Source organism: Numidum massiliense (genome assembly GCF_001375555.1).
GTDB lineage: Bacteria > Bacillota > Bacilli > Thermoactinomycetales > Novibacillaceae > Numidum > Numidum massiliense.
The window spans coordinates 3,240,434-3,255,974 of the sequence record NZ_CTDZ01000009.1; the positions used below are offsets into that span (position 1 = coordinate 3,240,434).

The following is a 15,541-nucleotide window of genomic DNA, read 5'->3' on the forward strand; positions in this document are numbered from 1 at the left end:
ACAAGTAGTCGCCGCATTCACTATAAAGGACGAGTGGCGTAAAAAATTACGCAACTTATCGCGTTACATTATTACTAATGGGGTGGATCGCAATGCTGAAATTCGATGAAAATGTGTATTTGGAAAACGGGCGCCTGACGTATGAAACGCGGGAGGAAATCGAGCAGGTAGCCGATGAAGTTTCTAAGGAAGGATTTAAGAATATCTTTTTCATTTCCGTCGGTGGCTCGATCGCGATTATGTGGCCGATCCAAGAAATGCTAAAACAGCTGACCGACATTCCAGTGTTTGCTGAACAAGCAGGGGAAGTTGTGTTAACGGGACACAAACAACTAACAAAAGACTCGATCGTGATCATGGCTTCTAAATCCGGCGATACGAAAGAAACTGTCAAAGCGGCCGAATGGTGCCAGGAACGCGGATACCGCGTCGTCTCACTCATAGGAAAACCAAATACGCCGTTAGAAAAAGCAAGTAACTGGGTCATTCCGAACAAAGCACTTAACGGCGTCGAGTTTGAATACATGCAACTATTCATGCTCGTATTTAAAATGTTACACAATAGAGGAGAATTTCCGGCTTACGAGCGCTTTGCCGATCAATTGGAGAAGCTACCGCAAAACTTACTGGCAGCGAAGAAAAAGTTTGAACCGATGGCTGACGAAATCGCGAAAAAGTACCACAACGAACCTTACAACATTTGGATTGGCAGCGGGGAAATGTGGGGCGAAGTCTACCTCTTCTCCATGTGTATTTTAGAAGAAATGCAGTGGGTGCGGACGAAAGCTGTGTCTTCGTCGGAGTTTTTCCACGGTACGTTAGAATTAGTAGAAGAAGGCGTGCCTGTCTTTCTTGTGAAAGGTGAGGGGAAACGGCGCACAGTCGATGAGCGGGTAGAAAAATTTTGCAGTCAGCACACGAATAAGCTAGTCGTCATCGACACGAAAGATTATGCACTGGAAGGGATCGACGACGAATTCCGCTGGATATTAGCGCCGACTATTTCTTCGCCGCTCCTCGTCGACCGCTTAGCGCGTTATTACGAAAAGTATACCGGCCACGATTTAGACATTCGCCGCTACTACCGGCAATTCGATTATTGATTGCGGTCGAACGCGCGGATTGAACGAGCGAGTTTAGACATACAATAATGGCTGATCCATCAACGGTATGGGTCAGCTTTTTTGTGCATCACAAGTGGTCTCCAAGCGGTCTCCAATATCGTGTGTCACCTGTTTGTCCCACAAGCTGTGTGTACGATTGTGACGGATTGCGGATTATAAATTCGTATACAACAGTGGTGACGAAATGAGAGTCGTTAAAGGTATATTTAAGAAAGGTTATATCACGTTTCGGTAACAGTCCCAGACCGGTGGATACATGTACGAATAAATAACGGTTTAAAGGGATTATTGTTCGGTTTTCATTTGACAAAAGCGTTTTTTAACTGCTAAACTGAAACTGAACAGGGAATAAGAACGTGTAAAATGCGAATGAAGAGGTGAGTGCCTTGTCGTCTGTTGTTGTTGTAGGAACTCAGTGGGGAGACGAAGGGAAAGGCAAAATAACGGACTTTTTAGCGGAAAAGGCTGAAGTCGTCGCCCGGTATCAAGGTGGAAACAATGCCGGCCATACGATTTCGATTAAAGGGAAAAAGTACAAATTGCACCTCATCCCCTCGGGGATTTTTTACACTGATAAGCTGTGCGTGATCGGCAATGGCATGGTGATCGACCCGCAGGCGTTAATTGAGGAGCTCAGTTATTTACACGAAAACGGATTCAGCACGAATAATTTGTTCGTTTCTAACCGGGCGCATGTCATTATGCCGTACCATATTACGTTGGACCGCTTAGAGGAACAGCGCAAAGGAGTCGGCAAGATTGGCACGACGGGGAAAGGGATCGGCCCCGCCTACATGGATAAAGCGGCCCGCTGCGGCATCCGCGTCGCTGATTTACTCGATAAGGACGTGTTTCAGAGTAAATTAAAACAAAACCTCGAAGAAAAAAATCGGTTGCTGCAACGGTTATACGACAGTGAAGGCTTCGACTTTGAGCAGGTGTTTACCGAATATAACGCGTATGCCGACCAGTTGCGCCCGTATGTGACGGATACATCTGTCGTATTAAACGATGCGATCGACCAAGGACAGCGCGTGCTGTTTGAAGGTGCGCAAGGAGTCATGTTAGATATCGATCAAGGGACGTACCCGTATGTCACGTCGTCCAATCCCGTCGCTGGCGGGGTGTGCATCGGATCCGGCGTCGGCCCGACAAAAATTCACCACGTCGTCGGGGTAGCTAAAGCGTACACGTCCCGCGTCGGCGACGGTCCGTTCCCGACCGAATTGACGGATGCGACCGGCGACCGCATTCGCGAGATTGGGAAAGAGTATGGGACGACGACGGGGCGTCCGCGGCGCGTCGGCTGGTTTGACAGTGTCGTCGTGCGGCATGCGCGCCGCGTCAGTGGGCTCACCGGGCTTTCCCTTAATTCCGTGGACGTGTTGACGGGGCTACCGAAGATAAAAATTTGTACCGCTTATCGCTACCGCGGCAAAATCGTCGAGGATTACCCGGCCAGTTTGAGTATGCTCGCGGAATGCGAACCGGTCTACGAAGAATTGGACGGCTGGACGGAAGATATTACCGGAGTCCGCACGCTCGACGAATTGCCGCTCGCGGCGCGTCACTATGTCGAACGCATTAGCCAATTGACCGGTGTACCGTTGACGATTTTTTCCGTCGGCCCGAACCGCGAACAAACGAACGTCGTCCGCAGTATTTACGCTTAAAGCCGTCCTACGGCGCCACACGACTCATTATAGCTACTTATGAGGGCTCCACAGGGCTCCGCGCTACACATTTTTATGCGGCGCGGAGTCCCTTTTTTATGATGCACACTACCCGCTTTCCGAGCGGTATGGCGAAGCTGTCGAAGTCAAACGGAATTCGCTTAAAGTGCGTCAAGATGTCCTCTCACCAATCGTCATCCGCGCTGTTGTGTCCTTTTGTGGGCGTAAGCGGATAATGCGCGCTTCTGCTCATCCGCTATAATTTTGCGTTGGTTGTCGATAATTTGGCGGTAACGCGGGGGATCGACTGTCTGGAATAAATGAAACAGCGGCCGCGTGTTCACTTCAAAAATCCACGGACACCCGCTGTCGTCAAAGCCGACATCTAACCCTAGCACGCGCAAGCGCGTAAACCGCTCGCAGAGGGCAGAAGCCGTCTCGAGCGCAATGGCGGTCAACTGCTGCTGGGCGTTCTTAATTTGTTCCTCACTAGCGTGGAAACTCTTGCTCAGTGCGTCGGCAAAAGAGAGGGCCATTCCGCCGCCAGCGCGATTCGTGACAACTTTTGCTTTCGCTGCTACTTTTGCGACCATGCCCATGATGACCCACTTCGCCTCCGGCTTTTGTACGACGATGCGAATGTCGAACGGGCGCCCTTTAATGCGCGCGAGCGGAATCCCGCGTTGTAAAATGTACCGTTTTCCGGAAAGCATGCGTTGTGTTAAAAAAGTGAGCAACGCGTTGTCGCCGATCACGTTTTTGCGCACGGTGGCATAATGGACGACATATTGTCCTCTCGCCGGCATTTCGACGCGCACGACGCCAACCCCCCCACCTCCTTTGTCCGGTTTCAAGTACACTAAACCGTATCGCTCTAACAGCGAGAATAAGTGCTCCCTCTGAAACCACGTCGTCGTTGGAATGTACGGCACGAGGCGCTTATTTTTGAGCATCACTTGTGTCTTCAGCCATTTACTGGCAATCTGTTGAAAAGGATATTTCCCCATGGCCTCCCCTTCTTCGTCCGCATAAGTGCTTGAAAAGTGCAGGAATCCTCCCTGCTTTACGCGTGTTGTTATTGCCGTTACCGTCGTTACCGTATCGTATTCAATCGCACTGTGGGAGGGAAGGGATTGTGTACACGAGTGGCGGAAGAGGTGAAAAGACGCTAGCGAAAAAAATGTCGCACATGCCGATGGAGGGGCGGCCGACCCTGCAATTCCCTCTCTGCACCCCGGTACAGTATGTTATCATTTGGTATATAGGGACGTTGTTTTTTGTTGTTTATTGTATGCCACGAATACGTTAAGAACACGCGTATTCGTTTACCATAGGAGAGGTGGACAAAGTGGTAGTAAATATTTTAGTTGTCGAAGACGAAAAGCCGATCGCCGATATTTTAAAATTTAACCTCGAAAAAGAAGGGTACGCGGTGACGTGTGTCGAAGACGGAAACGAAGCGATTCGCTCCGTCGAAAGCGCGCCGCCCGATCTCATTTTGCTCGATCTCATGTTACCGGGCAAAGACGGGATGGAAGTATGCCGCCACATACGCCAAAAACACCGCATGCCGATCATCATGCTCACGGCGAAGGACTCCGAGGTCGACAAAGTGTTAGGGTTGGAACTCGGTGCGGACGATTACGTGACGAAGCCGTTCAGTAACCGGGAGTTATTAGCACGCATTCGTGCCAATTTGCGCCGTTTCGAGCAGCAAAGCGAGCGGGACTCCGCCGCGGGCGAACAAGTAACGCGCATCGGCAATGTCACGATCGACATGCGCAGTTATTCGGTCGAAAAACAAGGGGAAGCGATCGAATTGACGCACCGCGAATTTGCCTTACTGAACTATCTCGCGCAAAATGTAAACCGCGTCCTCACGCGGGAACACTTGTTGCAATCCGTATGGGGGTACGACTATTTCGGCGACGTGCGCACGGTGGACGTCACGATCCGGCGCTTACGCGAAAAAATAGAAGATGACCCCAGTAAGCCGCAATATATCGTCACTCGCCGTGGGCTTGGATACACGATGCGGAATCCACACGCTGACAGGTGATGTTATGCGCCCGATGAGACGCTTATTTCAAACCGTGCAATGGAAACTTGTCATCATATATATTTCACTCATCCTCATTGCGATGCAAATTATCGGTCTTTACTTTATTCGCACCGTGGAGGGGTCGTTTGTCGACAATTTTACGGACTCCTTGAACTACCAGGCGCAGTCGCTCGCATTTAACGTCGAGCCGTATTTAAGTGACGGGCATGAAGCAGAAGGTGAAAAGTGGAAAGATCTAAATAAACTAGTGAACAATATTTTGACACTCAATAACGGTGGGGCGCAAGTGATCGACCGCAACGGCATCGTCGTCGGGGCGTCGGAGTCGGAAAAACAACTGCGCGGCCAGAAAAATGTCCAAGTAGAAGTTAACCGGGCCTTACTCGGAACGCGCGCCTCCGACATCCGTACCGACCGCATGTCCGGACATCGCATCATGGTCGCGACTGCCCCGGTGCAAAACGACGAGGGACAAACGGTCGGGGCCGTCTATTTGTGGGCGTCTATGAAAGGGATGTACGATACCGTGCGACGCATTAACAACATTTTAGCGACGGGGACGATCGTCGCCCTCGTCCTAACGGCCGCTCTCGGAGTCCTCTTGTCGCGCACGATTACGACTCCCGTCAAGGCGATTACGGAACAGGCAACCGCCATGGCTTCCGGTGATTTTAATCAAAGAGTTAAAATTATGAGTAATGACGAAATTGGCCAGTTAGGGGAGGCGTTCAACCATTTAACGGTGCGCTTAGATGAGGCGTTGTCCCAAAACGAGGAGGAACGGGGAAAACTCGCTTCCGTCCTTGCAAATATGAGTGACGGTGTCATTGCGACCGACTGGCAAGGGCGCATCGTCGTCTACAACGAGCGGGCACAGCATATTTTGCAGCGCAAGATCCGGCAAGGGGATGACTTGGTGGACGTATTGCCACCTTTTTCGCCTAAGCCGTCGTGGCCGTTGTTAGAGGAACGCGAGGTGTATGCCGAGGTCGGTTCCGGAGAAGAAGCTGTGACGCACCTGAAAATGTCGTTTACGACGTATCAGCGGCAAGACAGCCCGGGTGGCGCGATCGTCGTCGTGCAAGATGTGACGGAGCAAGAACGGTTAGAACAGCAGCGGAAGGACTTTGTAGCGAACGTGTCGCACGAATTGCGTACGCCGCTGACGACAATCAATAGTTATTTAGAGGCGTTAGACGACGGTGCGCTGCACGATCCCGAGTTAGGTCCACGTTTTTTGCACGTGACGCAAGCGGAGACGGAACGGATGATTCGCCTCGTAACCGACTTGTTGCATTTATCGCGTTTAGATTCAAAAGAGACGTATTTTCATAAACAAGAGGTGCCGCTCCTCCCGCTATTAGAGGAAGCGACTAACCGCTTCTTAATTCCGTGTGAACAGAAGCGGATCGCGCTGCAATTAAATGTCGCTTCTCCGCTGCCTACTGTGCGGGTCGATCGCGACCGGATCGTGCAAGTGGTGAACAACTTATTGTCCAATGCGCTAAAATATACACAAGAAGACGGTAAAATCGAAGTGAGTGCTGCAGTAGAAAGCGAGTCGTTCGTGAAAGTCAGTATACGCGATAACGGCATCGGCATTCCTAAGCAAGATTTATCGCGAATTTTTGAGCGGTTTTATCGCGTCGATAAGGCGCGTTCGCGCGCCATGGGCGGAACGGGGCTCGGTTTGTCGATTTCCCGGGAAATTGTACGCGCCCACGGGGGGCAAATCGACATTGACAGTTGCGTGGAGCAAGGAACGACTGTTTCGTTTACGTTGCCAGCGGTACGTAAGGGGGAATTCACGTGATCGAGCGGGTAAAATCGGTCGTATTAGCTGTGCTCATGTTGACGAGTTTGCTCTTAACGAGTTTGTTGTGGTACAGTTCCCCCAATGCGGAAGAGCTTGACCGGAACAATTACATCCCGCAGCAGGCGATTGGTGAGCCTGTGGAGTTGGAGCAGCTCGTCCTACCGCGCACGCTTGTGTTCCATTCCGGTACAGGGCGACATGCACTCGTGTTTGCCGACAATCAGCTGTACGATCGCATTGTTTCCTCGTTACACGACTGGCGCGTGTTACAAACGAAAAAGCGCGTCGTGAGTAAAAAAGAATGGGAGCGGCAACTACAGCATGCACAAGGTTGGGAACTCCGTTTTCCGACTTCTCTCCCCACGAGTTTGTTCGTCAACCGGCTGTTGCCGGATTTGAAAAACTTGGAAGAGCAACATTGGATTGACCGCATATGGATTTACCGCGAGCGGGGCGAAATGTTTGCCCTTTTCATCTCCGACCTCGAAAACAGCGTGTACGAGAGCAAAATCGTCATCGAAAGCGGAGATGATTTTCTGTGGGATCCCGATGGCAAGATGTTGGCAGTGAATCCAATTTTGTCCACGGAGACGTCGGCACGAGGGGAGGCTCCGGCGATCGTCAACATACAGTACTTCCCTGTGCAGCCGCTCGTCCTCCCTGAGAGACAAGCAGCGCTAAAAAGCATTGAACTGGATCATATGAAGAACTTGCTCTTTTTAGACCCGTCACTCGTGCGCGCCGTGACAAACCACGAGGACAATACGACGATTATGCAAGACGGTTCCCGCTCTGTTCGGTACGTCAAAGCGAATCGGATGCTCTATTATCAAAACTACAAAAAAAGTGTCGACTCGAAGTCGATCGCCACGGACTTGCGCCAAGCGATTAAGTTTGTCAATCAAAACGGGGCTTGGATGGGCGACCATTTTTTAGTGGTTGGCGAAGGAGTAGAAAGTGCGGAGCTGGCCAACCGCTATGCTTTTCGCGCGCTGCAACACGGGCTACCCGTATACGATAAAAAGAATAAAAATCGCTACGATACGCTGTTAACTGTCGAGAGTGAAGGTGGTCAAGTGTTGCGCTACAGTCGCTCTCTGTATTATCCGTCGCAGAAGAGCGACGTAACCGCAAACCGTACGGTCACTGCGGGGGGAGATGATTTGCAGCACTTAATGAAAAATGTCGATTTACGCCGCGTACGCGACATGTTTCCCGCTTACGAAGCCGTCACTAAAAAAGGGAAAGGTCTGTTATACGTTCCTGGATGGCGAATCCAATATATTGACGGAACCGAGGATTGGTTTTCGCCGCCTGTAAAGGGGAAGAAGGGATAAGATGGACTGGAGCAGGGCAAAAACGATTCTTATAATTTCTTTCGCTTGTTTAAACGCGCTCCTCGCCTATCAACTGTACGTGACGTGGACCGACCGCAATGAGGACAATGTCGTCAGTACGCGTACAGTCGAAGAGTTGAATCAATTACTCGCGGCGCACCAAATACATTTGGAAGACACGCTGCCGATGGATCTGCAAAAAATGGCATACGTCCAAGTACGCGTGGAACGGGACGATACTTCTTGGCACAGTTTGTCACCTGCGGTCGATGCAACCTCTGACAGAAGTCGCCAAAAGGTCGAAGCGGAACTAAAAAAGCAAATACCTTCCTTAAGTGGGTACGAATTCGCTATACTTGAAGGGAGCCGCGGGGAATGGCGTTACTACCAATTAGTTGACCAGTACCCGGTTTACGCGGCACCGCTAGCGATCAAACACGTCGATCAGCAGTTAACGGCTTTTCGACAAATTAAAGTACAAGTTTTGTCAAAAGAGCAGCCGAATGTCGTCATCTCGGCACACGCCGCCTTTAAAACGGCAGTCGAAGAGGGGTTCGTTCCGCACGGCGCGACGGTTAAACAAGTGCGCCTTGGCTATATCGGCCAGTTAGCAGAGGGAGACAAGCAGTTTTTAGTTCCCGTATGGCGCTTTCTCGTCGACGGTCGCGAGCCGACCTTCGTCAATGCCGTTACGGGGAGTATTGAAACAGAACACTTACAGTAACTTTGTATGGTGCAAGTGTCCGTGCAACACGTGTCCAAGCCAAATAATGTATGAACAACGTTTTGACCGGTTGGATCATCTAACTTGCGAGGAGGTAAACTGTGCGATTTAGTATATTAGCGAGCGGAAGTACGGGGAACGTTACCTACATTGAAACAGAACGCGTCCGCGTGCTCGTCGATGCCGGACTGAGTGGCAAGCAAATAGGCGCCCTGTTAGGAAAAATTGGCGTTAAACCGGAGTCGCTCGACGCCATTTTGTTAACGCACGAGCACCTCGATCACGTGAGGGGGTTAGGCGTGATGGCGCGGCGCTACGGTCTTCCGATTTATACGAATGAAGCGACGTGGCAGGCGTTGCCGAAATCGGTCGGGGACATTGCCGAAGCGCAGCGGCACATTCTACCGTGTGACGCGGAGATGACGATCGGCGATTTAGCCGTCGAATCTTTTGGCACGTCGCACGATGCGGCGGAGCCGATGGGATTTTGTTTACACCATAAAAACGCAAAGCTGAGCTTAATGACTGACTTAGGGTACGTAAGTGAAAAAATTGTCGCTAAAGTGCGTGGCTCTCACACGCTCATCTGCGAGGCGAATCACGACACGAACATGCTACAAATGGGGCGCTACCCGTGGAACGTGAAGCGGCGCATTTTAAGTGACGTCGGGCATTTGTCGAATGAAGATGCGGGAGATGCGCTATTGGACATTCTCGTGAGCGAGACGCGCAACGTGTACCTCGCCCATTTGAGCCGCGACAACAACATGATCGACCTCGCGCACATGACAGTGGCGAATGTTTTGACCGATTCCGGGGTAGAAGTAGGGAAAGAAGTACGGCTACACGATACATACCACGATCGGCCGACTCCGCTCGCTGAAACGTAGCGAGCTACTCGGAGGGCGATCTCGCGCAGCGGCGTTAGCTCGGGGCGACTCGCTGTCGATCGTCGCTCTGTGATCGTCGCTCTCCTTTACTGTTCGGCACCGTGCAGCGCACGGGGTGGCGGTTTTGTGGCCGAGTGTTAATGTAGACGCCTAACTTCATGGGTAGTCGCTTGTTTTACGGATTGTCGCTGAGGGCTGCAAGGTGCAATTGTGCGTCCAAGTCTGCTTTTGCTTGCGTGATTTCTTCACGCGTTACGAGACGTTTGGCGATTAATAGTTCGATCAGTGCGCCAATTAATAACGCATTTTCATAGTCTACGTCCTTCAAATCTGCGAGTTGTGCCATTACATTCACTTCTTCTATAGTCACCTGAAAGTCCCCCTTTGTCATCGATTATGGCCTTATCGCCCATTTTTAACACGTTTTCGAACTAAGCTGTAAAGGAATTGTGAATAAAAAGGTGGTTAAGATATATTAAGGAGAGGAAAGATTATATAACGCGTTAGCGGAAGGATGGAGCAGTCATGGGATATTACGATGAGGATAGTAGATATGAGCGGCAGCGTGCGCCGAAACGGAGCTCTTACATGTGGACTGCGCTTATTTCGGCGGTGATTGGCGGGCTACTCGTACTCGGTTTATCGCCGTTTATCTTACAACAGCAGCCCGGCGCAGAGCCACAATCGAAGGCAGACGTCGGTCGGAACAAAGACCAAGTGAACAATAAGGAGCAAGTGAAGTCTGTCAGTGTGAAGGTGACGGACAACATTGCCGATGCAGTCGACAAAGCCCGGCCAGCTGTCGTCGGGGTCGTTAACGTCACGCGCGGTGTCGACCCGTGGACGCGGGACGAACAATCGATGCAGCAAGGGACGGGGTCAGGCGCTATTTTCGAGAAAAAAGGTGGCAAGGCGCGCATCGTCACGAATAACCACGTCGTTGAAGGTGCCGATCGCCTCGAAGTCGTCCTAAGCGACGGGACACACGTGCCAGCAGAATTGGTCGGGACGGATGAACTGACCGACCTCGCCGTATTGGAAATTGACGCAGCCAAAGTGAAGGCAGTCGCCGAGTTCGGCGATTCAAGTCAATTGCGCGTCGGGGAGCCGGCGATCGCGATTGGCAACCCGTTAGGATTAGAATTTTCACAGACGGTCACTTCGGGCGTCATCAGTGCGGTCGACCGATCGATTCAAGTGAATAAAACGAATTCGATTCACGTCGTGCAAACGGATGCGGCGATCAACCCTGGCAACAGCGGGGGGCCACTCGTCAATATCGCCGGGCAAGTGATCGGCATTAACAGTTTAAAGATTGCCCAACAAGGGATTGAAGGGCTCGGCTTTGCCATTCCGATCAACGACGCCAAGCCGATCATTCGCGACCTCATGGCCCACGGACGTGTCATTCGCCCGCACATGGGGGTGCGGGTGACCGGTCTCGACGTGTTGTCGATGCAACAGCGGCGCATGCTTAACTTGCCGAACGATATCGAGGAAGCTGTGTTCGTTTACCAAGTTGACCGCGGTTCCCCAGCGTATGACGGCGGCGTGAGGCAAAACGACGTCATTGTCAAGTTAGATGAGACGAACGTCGCCGGCCCGGCCGAGTTGCAGTCGTACTTACACAAGGAGAAAAAAGTTGGCGACAAGATGAAGGTGACGTTGTATCGCGACGGGAAAAAGATGACGACCGAGATGACGCTCGGCGAGACGCCACTCAACCTGTTGCAGTAAAAGTTTCCAGGCAGCAATGCCGGGGCGGTTCCCACTGCACAATAGACGTCTAATTAGCGGCGGTGTCGTTTTCGCTACTCAGGATACGAAAACGTACCGTCAACTAAAAAATGAAGAGGAAGTGAACCTAGCCGTGAGAGGAAGCGGCTAGGTATTTTTTTGTACCGAATTGTCCGGGTAACTAATCCAGTCACTCCAACTGCCCGCGTACAGCTTGACGTTCACATCTTTACCGCTGAGGGCGAGGGCGAAGGGGTTCGCACACGCGGTGACGCCCGAGCCACAGTAGACGATGACTTCGGAGTTGTCGCTGGATCAGGTGATAACGCGGACGAATGATGTGTACGCTTTGCCAGGCGCTGAGAGGGGTTACTTTCCTGTGGCGCGTACGAACCCGCGTACGAACCACGGATCGCGCAGATGTTTTTTACGTTCGTGCTGTTGCAGTCACACAATTGGAACGATTTATGCAGTGCAAGCGTTAAAAAAGTAAGGGGGGAAGATTGTGTTATTTGTCAGGCAACAGACTCTCGACCGTTGGGTCGAACAACTTAAGCAAACAGTATACGAAGTAGACGGCACTGACTATTCTTTCATCGATCCGTATATTCGAAACAAACGATTTGTGGTACTCGGGGAGAGCAGCCACGGGGTAGGCGACTACCAAAGGATGAGAATTGCGCTCATCCATTATTTACAGCAACAACACGGGTTTGCAGGTGAGCCCCCCAACTAGGTTGCAAGGGGATTGAATACGGAATAAATGGGTGTGCGCGACATGGATACGAGGAGGTAGATCTTTTTTAATAGGTGCGGTGAGGCGGTCACCGTGTGTCATGGGAGAAAAACGGTGGTACAATGGATGGAAGAACACGTGTCGTCTTTCGAGGTGACATGAGTAACGGTATGAGGTGTTATAGCAGTTGGCACACGCAATGGCATTCGCGCAAGATGTGTTACAAAACTACTACGGGTACCCGTCTTTTCGGCGCGGGCAGGAGGAAATTGTCGCTAGCATTTTAGCGCGCCGCGACACGCTCGGCATTATGCCCACCGGAGGTGGGAAGTCCCTCTGTTACCAAATTCCCGCGTTATTGTTAGACGGCGTCACTCTCGTCATCTCGCCGCTGATTTCCTTAATGAAGGATCAAGTCGATGCGCTACACAGTATTGACGTCCCGGCGACGTACATAAACAGTTCCCTTTCGCAAGAGGAAGTCGACGAACGGATGGTTACGGCGGCACAAGGATCGTACAAGCTGTTGTACGTGGCGCCGGAGCGGTTGGAGTCGCCTAGGTTTACCGCGATGATCAAAAAGTTGCCCGTGCCGCTCGTCGCGGTGGACGAAGCACACTGTTTGTCGGCGTGGGGTCACGACTTTCGGCCCAGTTATTTAGCGATCGCCAAGATGATCGACTTATTGCCGGTGCGACCGATCGTCGCCGCGTTTACGGCGACCGCGACGAAAAAAGTGACCGAAGACATTGTGAACTTGTTAGGCTTGCGCGGCAATAATGTGTTCATCGCCGGCTTTGACCGGGAAAATTTGACGTTTAACGTCGTGCGTGGCGCGAACAAGCGCGATTTTGTGACCGAGTACGCGGCAGCCAACCGCGAGCAGTCCGGCATCGTTTACGCGGCGACGCGCAAAGAAGTGGATCAACTACACCACTATTTACAGAAAAAAGGGTTTGCCGTCGGCAAGTACCACGCAGGTTTAACGGAAGAAGAGCGGACGCTCGCGCAAGAACAGTTTTTGTACGACGACGTGCGTATTATGGTCGCGACGAACGCCTTTGGCATGGGCATCGACAAATCGAACGTCCGCTACGTCGTGCACTACAATATGCCGAAAAATATGGAGGCGTATTACCAAGAAGCGGGGCGAGCCGGACGCGACGGGGAAAAAAGTGCGTGTACGCTTTTGTTCAGCCCGCAAGATGTGCAAATCCAAAAATTTCTCATCGAACAGAGCCAAGCGGCTGACGAACGAAAAGCGTTTGAGTATAAAAAGCTGCAGGCGATGGTCGATTACTGCCATACAACGCGTTGCTTACGCCAGTACATCTTGCACTACTTTGATGACGCCCACGATGGCGACTGTGGCAACTGCAGCAATTGCAATGACTCGCGGGAGCTGGTCGACGTCACGGTCGAAGCGCAAAAAGTGTTCTCCTGCGTGCGCCGTATGAACGAAAACTTTGGCGCGACGATGGTGGCGAAAGTGCTCAAAGGGTCAAAAAGCCAGAAGGTGTTGCAACTCGGCTTACAGCGCTTGTCCACCTACGGCATTATGACGCGTCAGACGGAAAAAGAGATCGTCGACTTTATCCACCGCTTAATCGCGGAAGGCTATTTGACGTTGACGGAAGGGCAGTACCCTGTCGTAAAGCTGGCACCACCAGCCGTCGGTGTGTTAAAAGGGAAAGAAAACGTGTGGCAGAAGGTTCAGCAGAAACAGGAGCAAATCGTCGCCGACGACAGTTTGTTTGAAGCGCTGCGCCGGTTGCGCCGGCAGCTTGCGCAAGACGAAGGCGTACCGCCATACATCATTTTTCCCGACAGTACGCTTCGCGAAATGAGCCGCGTCTGCCCACTGAACAAATCTGCGCTACGAGGTGTCAAAGGGGTCGGCGAGGCGAAGTTAGCTAAGTACGGGGAAATTTTTTTAACGTTTCTTCGCGATTACGTAGCAGAGAACGAGCAACTGACAGCGGGGGATTAGTAGACGCGAATCGGTAAGTGGTTGCGAAGAAGTTGTAATGAATGAGGCGTACTTGTGATACGGCAACAGTTATAGTCGAGAGGTAGTTACAAAAGAACAAGTTGTGATACAAATGCAGTTGTGAATGAACAAGAAGGAGTAGTGAAGGGGAGTAGTGAAGGATCTCGTAGCAGGAGAAGTATAGAAAGAGAGAGAAAGAAGGTTAACGCCGTGGAGAGGATTGAGCGAGAGCCATACTACCCGATTTTAATTTTAATCGGCGTCGCCCATTTTTTGAACGATTTAATGACATCGGTCGTACAGGCAATGTTGCCGGTCCTGCAGAAAGATTTGCACTTGACATACGCTCAGCTTGGTACAGTCGTCATGGTCAGTACGTTGACGGCGTCACTGTTACAGCCCGTCGTCGGACTGTTTACCGACAAACAGTCGCGCCCGTGGTTATTGCCGTTGGCGGCGTTTTTTTTCGTGTGCGGTTTACTTGGGGTGGCGAATGCGCACAACTATGCGACGACGCTGCTCTCCGTCGTGCTCATCGGGTTCGGTTCGGCTACGTTTCACCCGGAAGGCTCGCGTGTCGCCCATTTAGCTTCCGGCCCGCGCAAAGGGTTGTCGCAGTCGATTTTTCAAGTCGGCGGAAATGCGGGACAAGCGTTTGGGCCTATAGCGGTTTTGTTTGTTTTTTTGCCGTTTGGACTAAAAGGTGCTTATTGGTTAATTGTCGCGGCAGGAGCATCTGGCGCCATTTTGCTCGTCATCGCGAAGTGGTACCGGCAGTTCAAGGTGAGGAAAGCAGTACAACGCGAAGGGGAGAACGCTGCGCCACAGTACGGGGCACTCGCGTTACTCGTCGCTGTCGTGAGCATGCGTTCGTGGATTCATAGCGGTGTCTCCAGTTTTTTGCCGCTCTACTATGTCAATGTGGCCGGGTGGACGCTTAAAACGGCAGAAATCGCTCTGTTTATTTTTTTGTTGGCGGGTGCAGTCGGGACGTTTTGTGGCGGCGTGTTATCGGAACGGTATGGCATGAAAAACATACTCATCTTCTCGATGGTCGGGACGATTCCTTTTTTGTTACTGTTGCCGTACGTCGACGGCGTCTGGTCGTTCGTCGTCGTCTTTATCGTCGGTTTCATCAGCTTATCGAGTTTTTCGGTGACGGTCGTGTACGGACAGCATTTGTTTCCGGGAAAGATCGGCCTCGTCTCTGGCCTTATGATCGGGTTTGCGATCGGCATGGGAGGCATCGGCGCCTCGCTCATGGGCGGTTTAGCCGACCGTATCGGCTTAGCGGCGCTGTTGCAGCTGTTTGCCGCGCTGCCGCTGCTCGGGGGGTTGCTCGGGCTGCCGCTGCCGAACGATCAACGGGAGCGGCAGTTGAAACAGTCGGCGTAAAGTAGCGGCGTTGCGACTGAAACACCGCATATACGGGCCAAGCCAATAACCGACAGT

The 15,541-nt window shown here is 51.8% G+C and carries 13 protein-coding genes and 1 pseudogene; 11 read left to right on the forward strand and 3 right to left on the reverse strand.

Features of this window, described 5'->3' with window-relative positions:
* Nucleotides 1-92 precede the first annotated feature (92 nt).
* Together BN1247_RS15240 and BN1247_RS15245 are read left to right on the forward strand one after the other, a co-directional pair.
* On the forward strand, nucleotides 93-1,103 hold the full coding sequence (locus tag BN1247_RS15240; protein ID WP_054951130.1) for an SIS domain-containing protein: 1,011 nt from the start codon (nucleotides 93-95) through the stop codon (nucleotides 1,101-1,103).
* 407 nt (nucleotides 1,104-1,510) lie between these two features.
* A complete protein-coding gene (locus BN1247_RS15245; protein ID WP_054951131.1) occupies nucleotides 1,511-2,797 on the forward strand; it encodes an adenylosuccinate synthase in 1,287 nt (428 codons plus the stop codon).
* Nucleotides 2,798-2,991: 194 nt separating this feature from the next.
* Here BN1247_RS15245 and BN1247_RS15250 read toward each other — a convergent pair whose 3' ends face one another.
* Nucleotides 2,992-3,804 carry a YheC/YheD family protein gene (locus BN1247_RS15250; protein ID WP_054951132.1) on the reverse strand — a complete coding sequence of 271 codons (813 nt, stop codon included), beginning with the start codon at nucleotides 3,802-3,804 and terminating at the stop codon, nucleotides 2,992-2,994.
* Nucleotides 3,805-4,145: 341 nt separating this feature from the next.
* Here BN1247_RS15250 and yycF point away from each other — a divergent pair, with 341 nt between their 5' ends.
* The 5 genes from yycF (at nucleotide 4,146) to BN1247_RS15275 (ending at nucleotide 9,626) form a co-directional block, all read left to right on the forward strand.
* Nucleotides 4,146-4,856 (forward strand): response regulator YycF, encoded by a 711-nt coding sequence (gene yycF / locus BN1247_RS15255; RefSeq protein WP_054951133.1) that lies wholly within the window; start codon nucleotides 4,146-4,148, stop codon nucleotides 4,854-4,856.
* A 34-nt stretch (nucleotides 4,857-4,890) separates the two neighbouring features.
* The gene (locus BN1247_RS15260; RefSeq protein WP_315969658.1) at nucleotides 4,891-6,672 is read left to right on the forward strand and encodes an ATP-binding protein; all 1,782 of its coding nucleotides are present in this window, start codon (nucleotides 4,891-4,893) and stop codon (nucleotides 6,670-6,672) included.
* Complete coding sequence (gene yycH / locus BN1247_RS15265) at nucleotides 6,669-8,012, forward strand: two-component system activity regulator YycH (protein ID WP_054951134.1); 1,344 nt, start codon at nucleotides 6,669-6,671, stop codon at nucleotides 8,010-8,012. Before BN1247_RS15260 ends, yycH begins: the two co-directional genes overlap by 4 nt.
* A gap of 1 nt (nucleotide 8,013) precedes the next feature.
* A complete protein-coding gene (yycI, locus tag BN1247_RS15270; RefSeq protein WP_054951135.1) occupies nucleotides 8,014-8,736 on the forward strand; it encodes a two-component system regulatory protein YycI in 723 nt (240 codons plus the stop codon).
* A gap of 101 nt (nucleotides 8,737-8,837) precedes the next feature.
* Complete coding sequence (locus tag BN1247_RS15275) at nucleotides 8,838-9,626, forward strand: MBL fold metallo-hydrolase (RefSeq protein WP_054951136.1); 789 nt, start codon at nucleotides 8,838-8,840, stop codon at nucleotides 9,624-9,626.
* A 175-nt stretch (nucleotides 9,627-9,801) separates the two neighbouring features.
* On the opposite strand, the gene BN1247_RS15280 is transcribed toward BN1247_RS15275, so the two are convergent.
* A complete protein-coding gene (locus tag BN1247_RS15280) occupies nucleotides 9,802-9,996 on the reverse strand; it encodes a hypothetical protein (protein ID WP_231633321.1) in 195 nt (64 codons plus the stop codon).
* Between the two features lie 155 nt (nucleotides 9,997-10,151).
* On the opposite strand from BN1247_RS15280, the gene BN1247_RS15285 reads away from it, so the two are divergent.
* Nucleotides 10,152-11,363, forward strand: coding sequence for a S1C family serine protease (locus BN1247_RS15285; protein ID WP_054951138.1), 1,212 nt, complete (start codon nucleotides 10,152-10,154; stop codon nucleotides 11,361-11,363).
* Nucleotides 11,364-11,510: 147 nt separating this feature from the next.
* Here BN1247_RS15285 and BN1247_RS17500 read toward each other — a convergent pair.
* Nucleotides 11,511-11,675: pseudogene (locus BN1247_RS17500) on the reverse strand (rhodanese-like domain-containing protein); the annotation flags it as partial.
* A gap of 193 nt (nucleotides 11,676-11,868) precedes the next feature.
* Between BN1247_RS17500 and BN1247_RS15290 the strand changes: the two are divergent.
* The 3 genes from BN1247_RS15290 (at nucleotide 11,869) to BN1247_RS15300 (ending at nucleotide 15,484) form a co-directional block, all read left to right on the forward strand.
* Nucleotides 11,869-12,099, forward strand: coding sequence for a hypothetical protein (locus tag BN1247_RS15290; protein WP_054951139.1), 231 nt, complete (start codon nucleotides 11,869-11,871; stop codon nucleotides 12,097-12,099).
* A 199-nt stretch (nucleotides 12,100-12,298) separates the two neighbouring features.
* Nucleotides 12,299-14,089 carry a DNA helicase RecQ gene (gene recQ, locus BN1247_RS15295; protein ID WP_054951692.1) on the forward strand — a complete coding sequence of 597 codons (1,791 nt, stop codon included), beginning with the start codon at nucleotides 12,299-12,301 and terminating at the stop codon, nucleotides 14,087-14,089.
* 210 nt (nucleotides 14,090-14,299) lie between these two features.
* Entirely contained in the window at nucleotides 14,300-15,484 is a 1,185-nt protein-coding gene (locus BN1247_RS15300; RefSeq protein WP_231633323.1) for an MFS transporter, read from the forward strand.
* The last annotated feature ends 57 nt before the right edge of the window (nucleotides 15,485-15,541 follow it).

What these genes read in the sequence shown, in the direction of transcription:
- yycI (WP_054951135.1), top strand. Translation starts at nt 8,014, where the DNA reads ATGGACTGGAGCAGGGCAAAAACGATTCTTATAATTTCTTTCGCTTGT.
- BN1247_RS15285 (WP_054951138.1), top strand. Translation starts at nt 10,152, where the DNA reads ATGGGATATTACGATGAGGATAGTAGATATGAGCGGCAGCGTGCGCCG.
- BN1247_RS15250 (WP_054951132.1), bottom strand. Translation starts at nt 3,804, where the DNA reads ATGGGGAAATATCCTTTTCAACAGATTGCCAGTAAATGGCTGAAGACA.
- recQ (WP_054951692.1), top strand. Translation starts at nt 12,299, where the DNA reads ATGGCATTCGCGCAAGATGTGTTACAAAACTACTACGGGTACCCGTCT.
- BN1247_RS15240 (WP_054951130.1), top strand. Translation starts at nt 93, where the DNA reads ATGCTGAAATTCGATGAAAATGTGTATTTGGAAAACGGGCGCCTGACG.